Source organism: Streptomyces sp. NPDC088354 (genome assembly GCF_044753585.1).
Lineage (GTDB): Bacteria > Actinomycetota > Actinomycetes > Streptomycetales > Streptomycetaceae > Actinacidiphila.
The window spans coordinates 19,906-35,654 of the sequence record NZ_JBIVNJ010000040.1 but is presented as its reverse complement, the minus strand read 5'-3'; the positions used below and the strand labels follow the sequence as shown (position 1 = coordinate 35,654).

The 15,749-nt window shown below is 74.1% G+C and carries 12 protein-coding genes; 8 read left to right on the top strand and 4 right to left on the bottom strand.

The genetic code is table 11. The features are described 5' to 3' along the window. The first annotated feature begins 29 nt into the window (after window positions 1–29). Window positions 30–764: a Mut7-C RNAse domain-containing protein gene (locus tag ACIP98_RS35290; RefSeq protein WP_319662568.1), complete on the top strand. Its 735-nt coding sequence runs from the start codon at window positions 30–32 to the stop codon at window positions 762–764. Between the two features lie 342 nt (window positions 765–1,106). Then, a complete protein-coding gene (locus ACIP98_RS35285; protein ID WP_401980108.1) occupies window positions 1,107–2,075 on the top strand; it encodes an SDR family oxidoreductase in 969 nt (322 codons plus the stop codon). A gap of 27 nt (window positions 2,076–2,102) precedes the next feature. On the opposite strand, the gene ACIP98_RS35280 is transcribed toward ACIP98_RS35285, so the two are convergent. After that, window positions 2,103–2,684, bottom strand: a complete 582-nt coding sequence (locus ACIP98_RS35280; protein WP_319662566.1) for a TMEM165/GDT1 family protein — start codon at window positions 2,682–2,684, stop codon at window positions 2,103–2,105. 556 nt (window positions 2,685–3,240) lie between these two features. On the opposite strand from ACIP98_RS35280, the gene ACIP98_RS35275 reads away from it, so the two are divergent. From ACIP98_RS35275 to ACIP98_RS35260, 4 genes are all read left to right on the top strand, one after another. Next, window positions 3,241–3,912, top strand: coding sequence for an HNH endonuclease family protein (locus tag ACIP98_RS35275; protein WP_319662565.1), 672 nt, complete (start codon window positions 3,241–3,243; stop codon window positions 3,910–3,912). Window positions 3,913–4,025: 113 nt separating this feature from the next. After that, complete coding sequence (locus tag ACIP98_RS35270; RefSeq protein ID WP_401980104.1) at window positions 4,026–5,657, top strand: alkaline phosphatase D family protein; 1,632 nt, start codon at window positions 4,026–4,028, stop codon at window positions 5,655–5,657. Window positions 5,658–5,706: 49 nt separating this feature from the next. Then, the gene (locus tag ACIP98_RS35265) at window positions 5,707–6,306 is read left to right on the top strand and encodes a helix-turn-helix domain-containing protein (protein ID WP_401980101.1); all 600 of its coding nucleotides are present in this window, start codon (window positions 5,707–5,709) and stop codon (window positions 6,304–6,306) included. 831 nt (window positions 6,307–7,137) lie between these two features. Further along, complete coding sequence (locus tag ACIP98_RS35260) at window positions 7,138–8,253, top strand: ricin-type beta-trefoil lectin domain protein (protein ID WP_401980098.1); 1,116 nt, start codon at window positions 7,138–7,140, stop codon at window positions 8,251–8,253. A gap of 72 nt (window positions 8,254–8,325) precedes the next feature. Here the strand turns inward: ACIP98_RS35260 and ACIP98_RS35255 are convergent, their stop codons facing one another. Continuing rightward, on the bottom strand, window positions 8,326–9,525 hold the full coding sequence (locus tag ACIP98_RS35255) for an epoxide hydrolase (RefSeq protein WP_319662562.1): 1,200 nt from the start codon (window positions 9,523–9,525) through the stop codon (window positions 8,326–8,328). A 307-nt stretch (window positions 9,526–9,832) separates the two neighbouring features. On the opposite strand from ACIP98_RS35255, the gene ACIP98_RS35250 reads away from it, so the two are divergent. Beyond that, on the top strand, window positions 9,833–12,625 hold the full coding sequence (locus ACIP98_RS35250) for an AAA family ATPase (RefSeq protein WP_401980096.1): 2,793 nt from the start codon (window positions 9,833–9,835) through the stop codon (window positions 12,623–12,625). 87 nt (window positions 12,626–12,712) lie between these two features. On the opposite strand, the gene ACIP98_RS35245 is transcribed toward ACIP98_RS35250, so the two are convergent. Together ACIP98_RS35245 and ACIP98_RS35240 are read right to left on the bottom strand one after the other, a co-directional pair. Beyond that, window positions 12,713–14,824, bottom strand: a complete 2,112-nt coding sequence (locus ACIP98_RS35245) for a restriction endonuclease (protein WP_401980093.1) — start codon at window positions 14,822–14,824, stop codon at window positions 12,713–12,715. Between the two features lie 157 nt (window positions 14,825–14,981). Beyond that, window positions 14,982–15,254, bottom strand: coding sequence for a hypothetical protein (locus tag ACIP98_RS35240; protein WP_401980090.1), 273 nt, complete (start codon window positions 15,252–15,254; stop codon window positions 14,982–14,984). A 178-nt stretch (window positions 15,255–15,432) separates the two neighbouring features. Between ACIP98_RS35240 and ACIP98_RS35235 the strand changes: the two genes are divergently transcribed. Next, window positions 15,433–15,720, top strand: a complete 288-nt coding sequence (locus ACIP98_RS35235; RefSeq protein ID WP_319662558.1) for a hypothetical protein — start codon at window positions 15,433–15,435, stop codon at window positions 15,718–15,720. The last annotated feature ends 29 nt before the right edge of the window (window positions 15,721–15,749 follow it).

Genomic DNA, 15,749 nt, shown 5'->3' with positions numbered 1-15,749 from the left:
TCCGCCCGGCGCGGTGACATGCTGACGGGGTGAGCGGGCCGGAGATCGGGATCAGTTTCGCCTCCGGGCTGCGGCTCTTCGCCGCGGCCCCGCGGCGTGAGGGACGGACGAGCGTGGTCACCGACGGGGTGTCCTCGCTCGGACATGTGGTGGAGTCGCTGGGCGTGCCCCTCACCGAGGTGGGCAGCCTCGTGGTCGACGGCCGCGAGGCGCCGTTCTCGCACGTGCCGCGCGCCGGGGAGCATGTGGACGTGTGCCCCGTCACCCGCCCGCAGGCGGTGCCCGGAGCGCCGCTGCGCTTCCTGCTCGACGTGCACCTGGGCACCCTGGCGCGGCGGCTGCGGCTGCTGGGCGTGGACGCCGCGTACGAGAGCGAGGACATCGGGGACCCGGCGCTGGCGCGGCGCTCGGCCGCGGAGCGGCGCGTGCTGCTCTCCCGGGACCGCGGGCTGCTGCGGCGGCGCGAGCTGTGGGCCGGCGCGTACGTCTACAGCGACCGGCCCGACGAGCAACTGCGCGACGTGCTGAGCCGGTTCGCCCCGGAACTGGCGCCGTGGACGCGCTGCACCGCCTGCAACGGGGAACTGGAGGACGCCGACAAGCACGCCGTCCTGGACCACCTGGAGCAGGGCACGCGCCGCAGTTACGACGTCTTCGCGCGCTGCACGGCGTGCGAGCGGCTGTACTGGCGCGGCGCCCACCACGCCCGCCTGGAGGCGATCGTCGAGGACGCGCTGAGCGAGTTCGGGCGTCCGGCCGCCTGACCGCGTCGCGGCCCCGGCGTACCGTCCGGCCCGATGGCGCGCGCCGTCAGGCCGGATGGCGCCCGTGACCATGACCGCCGCGGTGGCCAAGCGCACGCTCTCGGCGGTGACCTTGCGTTCGTGTGCGGTGGCCTGCGTGCTGCCGGGTCGCACGGCACGGAGCGGTCCGGCCGAACGGCCTCGTGTGATCGAACCGCCCTGCGTCGGTCGGCGGCCGGGCCTGCCATGACCCCATCTACGGACCACCGGTCTGTTGTTATCGGACCGGGGGTCTGCTAACGTCGCGTTCAACGGACCACCGGTCTGTTGATGCTCGGCCCGTCCTCGCTCCCGGGAGTTCCCATGTACGACGTCCCCGACCGCACCGGCACCTTCGCCGTCGTCACCGGAGCCAACAGCGGTACCGGCAAGGAGGCCGCCCGCCGTCTCGCCGAGGCCGGTGCCCGGGTCGTCCTGGCCGTGCGCACGCCCGCCAAGGGCGAGCAGGCCCGCGCCGAGATCCTCGCCCGGCACCCGCACGCCCGGCTGGAGGTGCGCCGGGTCGATCTGGCCGACCTGGCCTCCGTCGAGGCGTTCGCCGACGCGATCGCGGCCGACGGCACCCCGCTGGACCTGCTGGTCAACAACGCCGGGGTGATGTCCCCGCCCACCCGGATGACCACGGCGGACGGTTTCGAGCTGCAGATGGGCAGCAATTTCCTCGGCCCCTTCGCGCTCACCGTGCGGTTGCTGCCCGCGCTGCTCGCCGCGCCCGCGCCCCGGGTGGCGACGATGAGCAGCGGCACCGCCAACTTCGGCCGTATCGCCTTCGACGACCTGCAGTGGGAGCGCCGCCGCTACAACCCGTTCCTCTCCTACGGCCAGTCCAAGCTCGCCGACCTGATCATGAGTGTCCACCTCGCCCGCCTCGCAGCCGAGCGCGGCTGGCACCTGCTGAGCACCGCGGCGCACCCCGGTTACACCCGCACCAACCTGCAGACCGCCGGTGCGAGCCTGGGGCGCGAGACGCCGTACCGGCCGAACCCGGCCCTTCGCGCCCTCAACGCGCTGCTGCCCTCGCAGGCCGTCGAGCCCGGTACCGAGCCGCTGCTGTACGCGGCGACCGGTCCGGACGCCGTCGCCGGCGGCTACTACGGGCCGGGCGGGCGCTTCGGTCTGGTGGGTCCCTCCGCCCCGGCCCGCATCACCCGCCGGGCCCAGGACCCTGCGGTCAACGCCCGCCTGTGGGCCGAGGCCGAGCGCCTGACCGGGGTCGCCCTCCCCGCCCCGGCCGCGGGGGCGGCCGGGGCCGGGCAGCGCTCCGGGAACTGATCCGCGACAGGCGCGCGGGCCCGGGACTCAGCCGGCGAACGCCTCGTACAGGCTGAAGCCGGCCAGCAGCAGCATCACGGCCGCCGCGACCTTGGTGATCAGCCGCAGGGGAACGTACTTCATGAGGGTGCGGCCGCCCAGGATGCCGATCGCGCCGACGGCCCACAGTCCCAGCACGGCGCCGAGTCCGACGGCGACCGGGTCGTCGTAGCGGGCGGCCAGGTTGGCGGTCATGATCTGCGTGAGATCGCCGAACTCGGCGACCAGGATGAGCATGAAGCCGGCGCCGGAGACCTTCCAGAAGCTCTGGTCGGCCGGGGCCTTGACCTCCTCCTCGTCCTCGTCCTTCTTGAACAGCAGCACGGCCGCGCCCGCGAGGAAGAGCAGGCCCACCACGCCCTGCACCCAGCGGTGGGGGAGCAGGGTCAGCACGCTGCCGGCGGCGATGGCCAGTGCCACGTGGACCAGGAAGGCCGCGGCCACGCCGCAGAAGACGTACGAGGCGCGGTAGCGCGTCCCGAGCATCAGACCGGCCAGCGCGGTCTTGTCGGGCAACTCGGCCAGGAAGATGACGCCGAAGGTGATGGCGGCGACGGTGAGGCTGAACAACGGACTGGTTCCTCTGAGTTCGGGCCGCACCAGGAACTCCGTGAAAGGGGTCGCTTCGGCACGGCAGCGTCTGACACTGCGGCCGAAGGTCTCGCTGGCCCGGTCCGCCGCCGTGCCTCGCGGGCGACGATGACGCGTGTACCGGGCTCCGGGCGCCGGCCTGGCCGTCATCCGTTGTGCGTGAGCACATTCCACCGGCGGGTGGACGGGCGACGGACGGGCAGTATGTCGACGGTCCGGCGAGGAGCTACTCCCCTTCTGCTGCTCCCAGTCTACCGGCTGCCCGGGCGTGCCTGCCGGGGCCGTCCACCGGGGGAGCGGGGCCAAGACGCGTGAGCGGGGCGGGGGTTGGGCGGGGAGGGCGCGGGCCCCGGTCGGCGAGTGGTGTGACCGACGCCACATCGGGGCGGCGGTGGATCGCTCGTGCCGCACCTCTCGACATGACGTGTTCATGTCGGCAGGCTGTTACCTGCCGCACGCCCCCACGAAACGTAGCGACACAAGGATGGCCGTCGGCTCCATCGGCCGAACACCCCCACATCACAGGGAGTTCTCCATGTCCCGGATACGCCTCGCCTTCACGCGCCCCGGTGTCTACGCGCGTCGATACCTCGGTCTGCTCGCTGCTCTCACCAGCCTGTTCGCCACCCTCGGCACCCTCAACGGGCCCGCCGCCCAGGCCGCGCTCCCCACGCCCGTCAGCGCGGCCACCGCCCGCAGCTACCTGGCGTCGCTCAAGGTCGCCGCCGAGAACCGCACCGGCTACGACCGCGACCTCTTCCCGCACTGGATCACCATCAGCGGTGCCTGCGACACCCGTGAGACCGTCCTCAAGCGCGACGGCAGCGGCGTGGTCACCAACTCCTCCTGCTCGGCCACCAGCGGCAGTTGGTACTCGGTCTACGACGGCGCCACCTGGACCGCCGCCTCCGACCTGGACATCGACCACCTCGTGCCGCTCGCCGAGGCCTGGGACTCCGGCGCCTCCGCGTGGACCACCGCCCGCCGCCAGTCCTTCGCCAACGACCTCACCCGCCCGCAGCTCATCGCCGTCACCGACAACGTGAACCAGGCCAAGGGCGACCAGGACCCGGCCACGTGGATGCCGTCGCGCACCGCCTACGCCTGCACCTACGTCCGCGCCTGGGTCCAGGTGAAGTACTACTACGGCCTGTCCGTCGACACCGCCGAGAAGAACAAGCTCACCAGCGTCCTCAGCGGCTGCTGACCCCCGCGGCCGGCTGTCCTCCCCCCACCGTCCGGCCGCCGGGACCGCGAGCGGGAACTCATGCCTTCCCTCCGACGTCCGTACCCAGTGACGACGGAGGGAAGGCCGACCGCATGGCAGAGCTGCGCCTGGGCCCGCTGCTCAGATACGTGGACGAGGACACCGCGACCGTCTGGCTGGAGGCCGACCGCCCCGCCACCGCCGAGATCCGCTGCGACGACGGCTCCGCCGGCAGCGAACGCACCTGGCAGATCGCCGGGCACCACTACGCCATCGTGACCGTCACCGGACTGCGCCCCGGCGCCAGCACCCCGTACCGGGTGCTGCTCGACGGCCGCGAGGTCTGGCCCCTGGCCGGGTCCTCCTATCCGCCCAGCACCATCGACACCCCGGCCGGCGAGGACGGCGAGCTCCGCGTCGCGTTCGGCTCCTGCCGCTGGGCCGCCCCGCCGCCCGACGAGCCCGACCCGATCGGACCGGACGCGCTCGACACCCTCGCCCACCACATAGCCGAGGGCACCGCGCCCCGACCCGGTCTGCTCGTCCTGCTCGGCGACCAGATCTACGCCGACGAGACCTCCGCCGCCACCCGCGCCTGGCTCGCCCGGCGCCGCGACCTGGGCGAACCGCCCTGGGACCAGGTCGCCGACTACGAGGAATACACCCACCTCTACTACGAGTCCTGGCTCGATCCCGACATCCGCTGGCTGCTGTCCACCGTGCCCAGCTGCATGATCTTCGACGACCACGACGTGATCGACGACTGGAACACCTCGCACAGCTGGCGCGCCGACATGCGCGACACCGCGTGGTGGAACGAGCGCATCGTCGGCGGCCTCGCCTCGTACTGGGTGCACCAGCACCTGGGCAACCTCAGCCCCGCCGAACTCGCGGGTGACAAACTCCTCGCGGCGATACGGGCGGAGGACGACGGCACCGAGCTGCTGCGCGCCTTCGCCGCCCGCTCCGACGCCGACCCCGCGCACAACCGCTGGAGCTACCGCCGCGACCTCGGCCGCACCCGGCTGCTCATGGTCGACTCCCGCGCCGCCCGCGTCCTGGCCGAGGAACGCCGCGCCATGCTCGACCCGGACGAACTCGACTGGCTGCGCCGGCAGATCCACCCCGACGGGGCGTTCGACCACCTGCTCATCGGCACGTCGCTGCCCTGGCTGCTCCCGCACGCCGTCCACGACGTCGAGGCGTGGAGCTCCGCCCTCGTCCGCGGCAACCGCGGCCACCGCTGGAGCCGGCGCGGCGAACGCCTGCGCCGGGCCGGCGACCTGGAGCACTGGTCGGCCTTCCCCAACTCCTTCGACGACCTGGCCGGGCTGCTCACCGCCGCCGCCGACCACCCCGAGGCGCCCGCCACGATCTGTGTCCTGTCCGGCGACGTCCACCACGCCTACACCGCCGAGGCCCACCGGTCCGGCACCCCCATGCGGTCCCGGGTCCTCCAACTGACCTGCTCGCCGGTGCACAACACGATCCCCGGCTTCATGCGCGTCGCCTTCCGTCTCGCGTGGACCCGGCCCGCCCGCCTCCTCGGCCGCGCCCTCACCCGCCACGGCCGCGCCCCCGCGACCTCCCTGACGTGGAGCAGGCTCGGCGGCCCCTGGTTCGGCAACCAGTTGATGACACTGACCCTGCGGGGGCGCGCCGCGCGCCTGCGGCTGGACCAGACCCGGGCCGAGGAGCCCAAGGCCCGGCTGGAGACGGTGCTGGACACCCGGCTCACGGACTGAACGGCGACCCGGATCGCCGACCCCGGGACGGGCGCGGTGGAATGGCGGCGTGGAGCACTCACCGGCGGTCGCCGCCACCCTCGCCGAGGTCGGCCCCCGGCTCAAGCGCCTGCGCACCGGGCGGGGCGTCACGCTGGCCGTACTGTCCGAGGCCACCGGCATCTCGAAGAGCACGCTGTCCCGGCTGGAGACCGGTGGGCGCCGCCCGAGCCTCGAACTGCTGCTGCCGATCGCCCGGGCACACCGGGTGCCGCTCGACGAACTGGTCGGCGCGCCCCCGTCCGGCGACCCCCGCGTCCCCCCGGCCCCGCGCCGGGTGAACGGCAGGACCGTCGTTCCCCTGACCGGCGGCCCGGACGCCCTGCAGGCCTGGAAGGTGATCATCCCCGCCTCCCAGAACGAGCCGGACCCGCGTGTGCACGACGGGTACGAATGGCTCTACGTCCTGGCGGGGCGGCTGCGCTTCGTCCTGGACGACCACGACCTGGTCCTCCGCGTCGGCGAGGCGGCCGAGTTCGACACCCGCCGACCGCACTGGTTCGGCAGCGCCGGCGACCACCCCGTCGAGATCCTGAGTCTCTTCGGCCGCCGGGGCGAGCGCATGCACGTCCGCGCCGCACCGCGTCCCTCAGGGGCGGGCGGCGCCTGACCGGGCGGGCCGTCAGCCCTGCGGCCTCGCCCTGTGCGAGCGGGCGGCGGCGCGGCCGCATCCCGCCGACCCGCCGCGTCTCACTGATCGCGACGACGCGCCACACCGACCTGCCTCACAGCTCTGGCCGTTGGCATGAGGCCGAAGCGGCGGGCCGGTCGATGGCGCGGGCCGTCGCCGACCGCGCGCCGGGGGCCCGCCCCTCACCAGTCGTGCCACCGGTCCGGGCTCGCGTGCCGGCCGATGCGGTCCCGTGCGGCGGGACGGGCACGTCGATGCCGTGCTCCGTGCGGGTCATGTCGAGGCAGGCGCACCACTGCGTCCGCCCGCGGGTCTCGCGGCCGCCTCCGGCGTGAGGACTCGCGGCCGAGACGGTGTGACACGCGACCGTGCGCACGCACACCGTGGCACTGCGAGACGGGGTCCTGGCCGGAGGGCGTGCGGTGCGGCCTCCCGCCCGCCGCGCCTGCCGCAACTCGCCCCGGGTGTGGTGGATCCGCGGGTCACGTCGTGACCTGGCCGGTGGACCGGCCTGCGGGACGCCCGCCCGGCAGAGGAGTGTGCCACCTCCCACACCGTGTCAGCGGACGCCGAGTGCTAGGGTCCGTGTGGCGCTCCCCGAGGCGCCGTACTCCAAGGCACAAGGCGCAGCACGGCTGGCGCCCCTCGCCGTATCTGCGTCCCCCAGGCAGAAGGGGTCCCCGCACGCCTTCCGGCCGCCCGCGGTCGGCCGGTCCGCCGGCGCGGGGTGCCCGAGGACGGACGAGCGGGCGGATTCCCTGTTCGTGCGGCCGGGCTTCTTCTCGCCACTTCTGATCCTGGAAGGACGCAATGACGGCTTCTCCCAACGACGGGACGGCGGCAGCCGACGGGACCCGGGCGGCGCCGCCCGCAGGCTCCACGCCGCTGCCCCGCCGGACGCAGAGGACGACCGCTATCGCCGAGGCAGCCGCCAGTACGAGTGCGACGCCCGCGGACTGGACCGACGGCCGGACCGTGACGGAGCGCTCCCGGCGGGCCGCGGAGATCCCCGAGGAGCCCGAGGACCCCTCGGGGGCGCCCGGGTCCACGTTCGCCGACGGGTTCGCGGCGGGGCTCGCGTTCGCGCCGCGCCCGGCGACCGAGGAGACCGGCGGCGGGGGAGCCGCCCAGGCCGCGGCCGGCGCCGCGGCGCCCTCCGCTCCTCGCCCACGGTCCCGCAGGACCGTCCTCATCGGCGCGGTCCTGGCCGTGGGCGTCCTCGCATGCGTCCCCTTCGCCGTGCGCGCCGTCGACGGCGACGGCCGGGGCGCGGCGACGGTCACCATCACCGACGCCGCCTCGGGCGACCGGATCCCCGGGGACGTCACGGCCCCCGCGAGCCCGTCCGCGGCGCTGTCGCCCTCCGCCCCGAACAGTCCGCGGCAATCGCCCGGGACCAGCGCGAGCGCCGGTGACAGCGCCGGCTCCACCCCGTCCCCGGACCGGACCGGCGGGAACGAGAAGCCGGGCGGAGCCGGGAAGCCCGGCGGCACCGCGCAGCAGCCCACGGCGGGCACCTCGTCCACCGGCGCCCCGGCGGACGAGACCGTGCCGGACGGGGCCATCCTCAACCCCGCCTCCGGCCGCTGCATCGACAACAGCACCCCGAACAACACGCCGCTGCAGGTGTGGGACTGCACAGGGAGCCCCCAGCAGACCTGGCAGGTCATGCCGGACACCAGCATCCGGTCCGTGGGCCGGTGCCTGGACGTCGTGAACGGCTCACGGGACGACGGGGCGGGGATCCAGCTCGCCGACTGCAACGGCACCGGCGCCCAGCAGTTCCGGTTCGACTCCGCGCACCGGCTGGTCAATCTGCAGGCCGGCAAGTGCGTCACCCTCGAGGACGCCTCGGGTGCCAACGGCACCAGGCTGCACCTGTGGACGTGCGGCTCCGCCGCCGGCCAGAAGTGGACGGCCCACTGATCCACGGGCACGCGCCGGCCCCGGTGCCCCGCCACGCCGACGTGGCGGGGCACCGGGAGAACCGCCGGTCGGCTACCGAAGCGACCGCAGGCCCGTGCGGACCTCGTTCACGAAGAGCTCCGGCTGCTCCCAGGCGGCGAAGTGGCCGCCCTTGGGGAGCCGGTTGTAGTGGACGAGGTTGGGGTAGGCCTGCTCGGCCCAGCTCTTGGGCGCCTGGTAGAGCTCGTCGGGGAAGACGCTCACCGCGACCGGGAGCCTGACGCCCTTGGCACCGAAGAACGGTGACGTGTTCTCCGCGTAGAGACGCGCCGCGGACACCGCGGTGTTCGTCAGCCAGAAGAGCGTGATGTTGTCCAGGACGTCGTCCCGGGACAGGCCTTCGGCCACTCCGTCGAAGGCCCGGGAGATGAGGGCCAGACTGGCCGCGTCGTGGTCGAGCATGAAGGCGGCCAGGCCGACGGGGGAGTCCGCGAACGCGGTCAGCGACTGCGGGCGCGAGCCCATCATGTAGGCGTAGTAGACGTGCCGGTACACGAAGTCCAGCTGCGCGACGGCCGCCTTCTCCTCGTCGTTGGCCAGAACGACGTCGGACGGCAGCGGGTTGCCGGCCACGATCGCCGCCTCGATGGCGGGCGGAACCACCTTGGGCATGTTGGTGTGGATGCCGACCAGGCCCTCGGGCTCCTGCACGCCCATGAGGTCCGTGACGACCGCGCCCCAGTCGCCGCCCTGCGCGGCGTACTTGGTGTAGCCCAGGCGCTTCATCAGCTCGCCCCAGGCGCTCGCGATGCGCTCGGGACCCCAGCCCTTCGCGGTCGGCTTGCCCGAGAAGCCGTAGCCGGGCATCGACGGGATCACCACGTGGAAGGCGTCGGAGGCGTCGCCGCCGTGCGCGGTGGGGTCGGTGAGCGGCTCGATGATCTTCAGCTGCTCGACGACCGACCCGGGCCACCCGTGCGTGACGATCAGCGGCAGGGCGTTCTCGTGCCGGGAACGGACGTGGATGAAGTGGATGTCCAGCCCGTCGATCTCGGTGATGAAATGCGGTACGGCCTTCAGCTTCGCCTCGACCTTGCGCCAGTCGTACTCGGTGGCCCAGTAGCGTGCGAGCTCCTGGATCGTCGCGAGCTGCGTGCCCTGGGACTGATCTGCGACGGTCTCCCTCTCGGGCCAGCGCGTCGCCACGATCCGCGCGCGCAGGTCCTCGAGTACCGCATCGGGGAACTCGAACGTGAACGGGCGGATCGCTGTCTCTTCGGGGGTCACAGACATGTGGTTCTCCTTGCTGTCGTCGGCGGCTCGCTGCACACCGACCGGTCCACGATGGATCCGCGGGGTGCGCGTCGCCCCAGGGGAACCCCCGGGGGTCCGCCCCGGGGCCGGACCCCCGGGGGCGGGAGGGGCCCCCGGCCTGGACAGCGGACGGCATGCACAAAAGGGATAAAATGTGCACGTCGGGCGGATCCCGCGAAAGCCCGCCCGGCGTCCGGCGGACGGCGCCACGCCGACCGCGGCGCATCCGATCGCAGCGGTCGCACGGGCCGTGCGACGCACCAGGAGCGGATCAGGAAGTCGGTCCATGGGCGCACCCGTCGTCGACACACAGGTCGCACTTCACGGCCGGGGTCCGGAGCTGGCCGCGCTGGAGCGGGTGCTGACCACGGCGGGGGCGGGCAGCAGCGCGGTCCTGGTGCTCCGCGGTGAGGCGGGGATCGGCAAGACGGCCCTCCTGGACCATGCCGCCCGGCGGGCCTCCGGGTTCCGTACCGTCGGTGTGGCGGGCGTCGAGTCGGAGATGGAGCTCCCGTTCGCGAGCCTCCACCAGCTCTGCGCGCCCATGCTGGACCGGCTCCACGAGCTGCCCGGACCGCAGCGGGACGCCTTGTCCGTCGCGTTCGGTCTGCGGGAGGGCGGGGGAGAGCCGAAGGGGGCGGCGCCGCACCGGTTCCTGGTGGGACTGGCCGTGCTCAGCCTGCTGGCCCGCGTCGCCGAGGCCCGGCCGCTGGCCTGCCTCGTCGATGACGCGCAGTGGCTGGACGACGCGTCCGGGCAGGCCCTGGCGTTCGTCGCCAGGCGGCTGATGGCCGAATCGATCGCTCTGGTTTTCGCGGTGCGGGAGCCCGACGGCGACCGCACCCTGGCCGGTCTGCCGGAGCTGGTCGTCGGCGGTCTCAGCGAGCGCGACGCACGGGCCCTGCTGGCCTCGGTCGTGGGCGTACCCCTGGATCCCCTGGTTCGGGATCGGATCGTCGCCGAGGCGCACGGCAACCCCATGGCCCTGCTGCAGCTCCCCAGCGCGCTCGGTCCCGCCGAGCTGGCGGGCGGATTCTGGCTTCCCGAGGGCCGCCCTGTCGCGAACGGCATCGAAGCCGCCTTCCACCAGCGGTTCCGCTCCCTGCCCCAGGACAGCCGGCGGCTCCTGCTGACCGCCGCGGCCGAGCCGACCGGGGACGTGGGCCTGCTCTGGCGTGCGGCAGGCCTGCTGGGGATACCCGCGGATGCCGCGGCCCCGGCCGAGGCCGCGGGACTGGTGGAGTTCGGGGCCAGGGTGCGGTTCCACCACCCCCTGGTGCGCTCGGCCGTCTACCGAAGGACGCCGGTGCCGAATCGCCGGGTGGCGCACCGGGCGCTGGCCGAGGCCACCGATCCGCACCTCGATCCCGATCGCAGGGCGTGGCACCGCGCCCACGCGGCGGCCCGGCCCGAAGAGAGCGTCGCCGTCGACCTGGAGCGCTCGGCGGGCCGGGCCCAGGGCAGGGGCGGAGCCGCCGCGGCCGCCGCGTTCCTGCGGCGGGCGGCGGAGCTGACGCCCGGTCCCGCCCGCCGGGTCGACCGTGCGCTGGCCGCCGCGCAGGCCGCCGTCGACGCCGGCGGGGCCGACCAGGCCCACGACCTGCTGGCGGTCGCGGAGGCCGGCCCGCTCGACGACCTGCAGTGTGCGAGGCTGGAGCGGCTGCGGGCGCGGTTGGTGTTCTCGCAGGTGCGGGGCGGCGACGCGCCCGGCCTGCTGCTCGACGCCGCGCACCGGCTCGCGCCGCTCGACAGCGCTCTGGCCCGTGACACCCTGCTGGAGGCGTTCGGGGCGGCGATGTTCGCCGGCCGGCTGAGCACGGGCCCCGGGCTGCGCGAGGTGGCGGAGGCGGCCCGCGCGGGACCGCCGCCGTCGTCCCCGCCGCGGATGGTCGACGTCCTTCTGGACAGCATGGCGGGCCTGGTCATCGACGGCCACGCCGCCGCCGGCGAGGTCCGGCGGGCGCTGCACGTGGTCCGGCAGGAGCAGGGGGCGGGAGCGACGGATGCGGACCGGCGCTGGATGTGGCTGGCCTGCCGGGTGACCCCGGAGCCCCTCGCGCCGGAGCTGTGGGACGACGACGCGTGGCAGGAACTGGCGACCGGCGCCGTGGGCATGGCCCGCGAGGCCGGGGCGCTCGCCGTGCTCCCGATGGCGCTGACGTACCAGGCGTGCTTCCACGTGTTCGCCGGCGGGTTCTGCACCGCCGAGGCCCTGATCGACGAGGCGACGGCGATCTCGGAGGCGGTGGGCGGGGTACCCATGATGTACACCTCACTGCTGCTCGCCGCCTGGCGTGCCGAGGAGTCCCCGGCGCGGGACCTCATCCGGGCCACCGCCGACGAGGTGGCGGCCCGGGGCGAGGGCCGCGCGCTGAGCCTGGCCGAGTACGCCACCGCTGTCCTGGAGAACGGCCTCGGCCACTACGACGCCGCCCTGGCCGCCGCGACGCACGTCTGCCGGTACGAGGACCCGGGATTCCTCGGATGGGCCCTGTTCGAACTGATCGAGGCCGGCGCCCGCAGCGGGCGGCCGCAGGCCGCCGTGTCGGCGCTGGACAGGCTCTCGCACCGTGCACGCGCCGCCGGCACCGAGTGGGCGCTCGGTGTGGAGGCCTGCTCACGCGCCCTGCTGAGCGACGACCGGGCCGCGGACGCGCTCCACCGGGAGGCGATCGACCGCCTCGAGCACTGCCGGATCGCCGTCCACCTCGCCCGCGCCCGTCTGGTGTACGGCGAGTGGCTGCGCCGCCAGAACCGCCGCCGGGAGAGCCGCACCCAACTGCGCGCCGCCTACGAGGCGTTCAGCCGGTTCGGAGCGGACGGCTTCGCCGAACGGGCCCGCCGGGAGCTTCTGGCGACGGGGGAGACCGTACGGAAGCGGGTGGTCGACACCGCCACCGAACTCACCGGCCAGGAGTCCCAGATCGCCGGGCTGGCCAGGGACGGGTACACCAACAGCGAGATCGCCGCCCAGCTGTTCATCAGCCCGCGCACGGTGGAGTGGCACCTCGGCAACGTGTTCGCCAAGCTCGGGGTCAGCTCCCGCAGACAGCTCCGCTCGGTGCTCTCCCCGCCGTGATCCCGGTAGCGCCTCCTCCCCCGTGATCGTTCCGGACGGGCGACGAACGAACGCGCCGACCCCGGGCCGTACGGGCTTCCCGGACGCCTAGGCCACCTCGATGCCGTACTCCTGGACCAGGGCCTCCAGGCCTCCGGCGTAGCCCTTGCCGCCGATGACGAAGTCCCAGTCGCCGGTGGCGCGACGACGGAACGAACCGAGGACCAGCGCGGTCTCGCCCGGGCGGCCGTCGGACACCTCCAGGCGGTCGAGTTCGGTGCCCGAGGCGTCCAGGAGCCGGATGCCCGCGTCGGTGAAACCCGACAGGTCCGCCCGGGGGTCGGCGACGGGATCGACCGCCGCCACGAGGACGAGCCGGTCGGCCCGCTCCGGCAGCGCGTCGAAGGCGACGCGGAGCGCCGCCTTGTCGGGCGCCGCGTCGCCGACCGAGCGGACCGCCCCCTCGGGGGTCCCGGGGTTGTTGTAGAAGACGAAGTGGTCGTCGCTGAGTACCCGGGACCCCCGGCAGACGAGTGCGCACACGTCCACGGCGACGGCGCCCGACCACGACATGCCCAGCACGTTGTGATCGACGGGCTGTTCGCCGGCCGCGCGCTCCGGGGCGGGCCGCCGACCGGGACCGCCGGACGCGCCGGACCCGCCGTCGCCCAGCCTGCCGCGCAGCCCGTGACGGTGCAGCAGGTCGACCAGTTCGCCGCCGGACACCAGCTCCAGCGGCTTGCCGTTCGCGAACGTACGGGACCCCGGGCCGAACCCGGAGGTGGTGACCAGCACGCCCTTGTTGGCGCCCGCGTCCTGCACGGTGCCGTACAGATCGCGGACCGCGGTCGGCGGGACCGTGTTGCGGTAGCGCTTGACCTGCACGACGATCTTCCCGCCCCGTATCGGGGTGGGATCGTCCGCCTCGACGTCGACGCCGCCGTCGTTCGAGCGCTGCGTCGTCACCGCGCGCATCCCCATGGCGCGGAACAGGTCCGCGACCAGCGACTCGAAGGCGATCGGATCCATGGTGTACAGGTCCGGCTCGTCGTCCCCTCCGTGCGTGACGACGTCCCCGCCGACGTCGCCGGGCAGCCGCCCCGGCCTGACCGCGGCGCGCTGGTCGGGACGCACGGAGAGCTGACCGCGGAGGCCGTCCACGAGGCAGTCCACCGCGTTGACCTGTTCCAGGTTCAGCGCGGCGAAGGCCGGGCGGGCGGCCATGACGGTCGCCAGGACGATCTCGGCACGCCGGCCGGTCGCCGGATCGTGGTCGTCCACGAAGCCGTTCAGCGCGACCGACTCCAGCGCCCCGAACTCGTCGGCCGCGAACAGGTCGCGCAGCACCAGCAGCAGGCACTGCGCCAGCACGTCGCGGTACAGCGCCCGCCGCTGGGCGACCGGGCGTGCCGTCTCCTTGTCCTGGTCGGCGGACGGCACGTAGCGCACCGACTTCGCCTCCGGGACGATGTCGTACGCGGGCAGTTCCCAGTTCACCACCAGCTGCCGCCCGGACGGGTCGTAGGCGGCGGACAGCTGCCGCGGCATCGCCTCGGGCCAGGCCGAGGACGCGTACAGCGCCGCGGAGAAGTACTCCACGGCCGCGTCCGGGTCCCCGTCGCGGAGCGCCGCGGCCATCTCCGCTATCGCGGCGTTGTGACGGCGTATCTCCGCCAGCTGCGCGCCCGCCCACTGGTCGTACTGCTGCCGGTACGTCGCCAGCTGCCGCTGCCGCTGCTGTTCGGCGGCCTGCGCGGCGTGCCAGTCGCGCTCGAACCGGGCCCGCGCCTCGTCCTGCGCCTGGGCACGCCGATGCGCCCCCAGGCCCCAACCACCCTGCGCCTGGTACTGGTTCGGGTCCGGCATCGCGAGGGGCCGGGCCAGCGGGCCGGGGGCGAACGCCTCGATCTGCTCCGGCCGGACGAGCGCGGCCGACCGGAACGCCGGAGCCCGGCACCCGGCGGCCAGCAGACCCCCCAGGGCCGCGACCCGCGCGTCCAGCTCCTCGGTGCGGCGACGCGCGTCCGCCTCCCGGTGCCGCCGGTACGCCGCCTGCTGCTCACGATGGCCGCGCGCCATGTCGCGCTCGTGGGCCCGCTGCTTCCGCTCCGCGTCCCTTTGACGCTGCACCTGCGAGCGCAGCTGCGCCTCCCGCTGCCGCTGCTGCTGGCGCTGCGCCTCGGCCCAGATCCCGGCCAGTCCGCTGGAACGACGACTCATGGCGGTACACGTCCTCCCCAGGGACACCATCGCCCCACACAACCGTTCGTCCGCCGGCTCCCCACCAGCGGTAACCGGACACCTTAGTCGCGATTCGGCCCGGTTCCCACGGGCTCGGCGCACGCTTTGAACCGCTGGCCCACTGCTGCCCGGGGTGTCAGGCGTCATGCCACGGCAGAGGATCCGGCCGCCGGTTCCACCACCAGCCGCGTCCGCCCCGGTCGCGGTCGTCTCCCGCGAGCTCGCGGACGAGCACGCGCCCGGGATCGTCCACGGTCGAGCCGGCGAACACGTCGTCCATCTCGTGCGGGGCGAGCAGGAGCGGCGACGCGGCCCGCTCGGGAGGGTGCGGAGCGGTCTCGGCGATCCTGTCCCGCGCCTCCAGCCAGTCCGCGACGGTCTGCGCCGGTGCCCCCGACTCGTCGATCATGGGCTCGACACGCGCCAGGTCCGCCAGACGGCCGCGGACCGCGTCCGCGACCGGTGTGGCGCCCCACGGTTCCCCCGCGCGCCGCCCGGCGTCAAGACACCGCTCGCGTCACGGTCTTCGGCGCGACATATGACCGTGGCACACTGCCGCCCCCGGAGAGTGGGGGAGGGGTCTTCACATGCAGCGGGTCAAGGGTGCCAGACCGGATCTCGGCAAGACCGATCACTGGTCGAGGTTCCGCGGGCTCACCTGGTGGCAGTGGGTGCTGTCGGTACTGCCGTTCGGCCTGTTCGTCGGCGGCGCGCTGGGCGCGGGCATCGGCCTGCTGGGCATCGCCGCGAACACCTCCATCGCCAGGAAGCAGTTCCCGGCGCCGCTCAAGGCGCTCGCCATGACCGGCGTCGTCCTGGCCGCCTACCTGGTCTGGCTCGCGATCGCGGTCATCCTCAACACCACGGTGAACTGAGGCCGCGCCGCGCAAGTCGCGGGGCCATC

Coding starts and splice junctions, on each gene's coding strand:
- ACIP98_RS35260 (WP_401980098.1), top strand. CDS start 7,138: ATGACGGCTTCTCCCAACGACGGGACGGCGGCAGCCGACGGGACCCGG.
- ACIP98_RS35235 (WP_319662558.1), top strand. CDS start 15,433: ATGCAGCGGGTCAAGGGTGCCAGACCGGATCTCGGCAAGACCGATCAC.
- ACIP98_RS35270 (WP_401980104.1), top strand. CDS start 4,026: ATGGCAGAGCTGCGCCTGGGCCCGCTGCTCAGATACGTGGACGAGGAC.
- ACIP98_RS35275 (WP_319662565.1), top strand. CDS start 3,241: ATGTCCCGGATACGCCTCGCCTTCACGCGCCCCGGTGTCTACGCGCGT.
- ACIP98_RS35245 (WP_401980093.1), bottom strand. CDS start 14,824: ATGAGTCGTCGTTCCAGCGGACTGGCCGGGATCTGGGCCGAGGCGCAG.
- ACIP98_RS35255 (WP_319662562.1), bottom strand. CDS start 9,525: ATGTCTGTGACCCCCGAAGAGACAGCGATCCGCCCGTTCACGTTCGAG.
- ACIP98_RS35250 (WP_401980096.1), top strand. CDS start 9,833: ATGGGCGCACCCGTCGTCGACACACAGGTCGCACTTCACGGCCGGGGT.
- ACIP98_RS35240 (WP_401980090.1), bottom strand. CDS start 15,254: ATGATCGACGAGTCGGGGGCACCGGCGCAGACCGTCGCGGACTGGCTG.
- ACIP98_RS35285 (WP_401980108.1), top strand. CDS start 1,107: ATGTACGACGTCCCCGACCGCACCGGCACCTTCGCCGTCGTCACCGGA.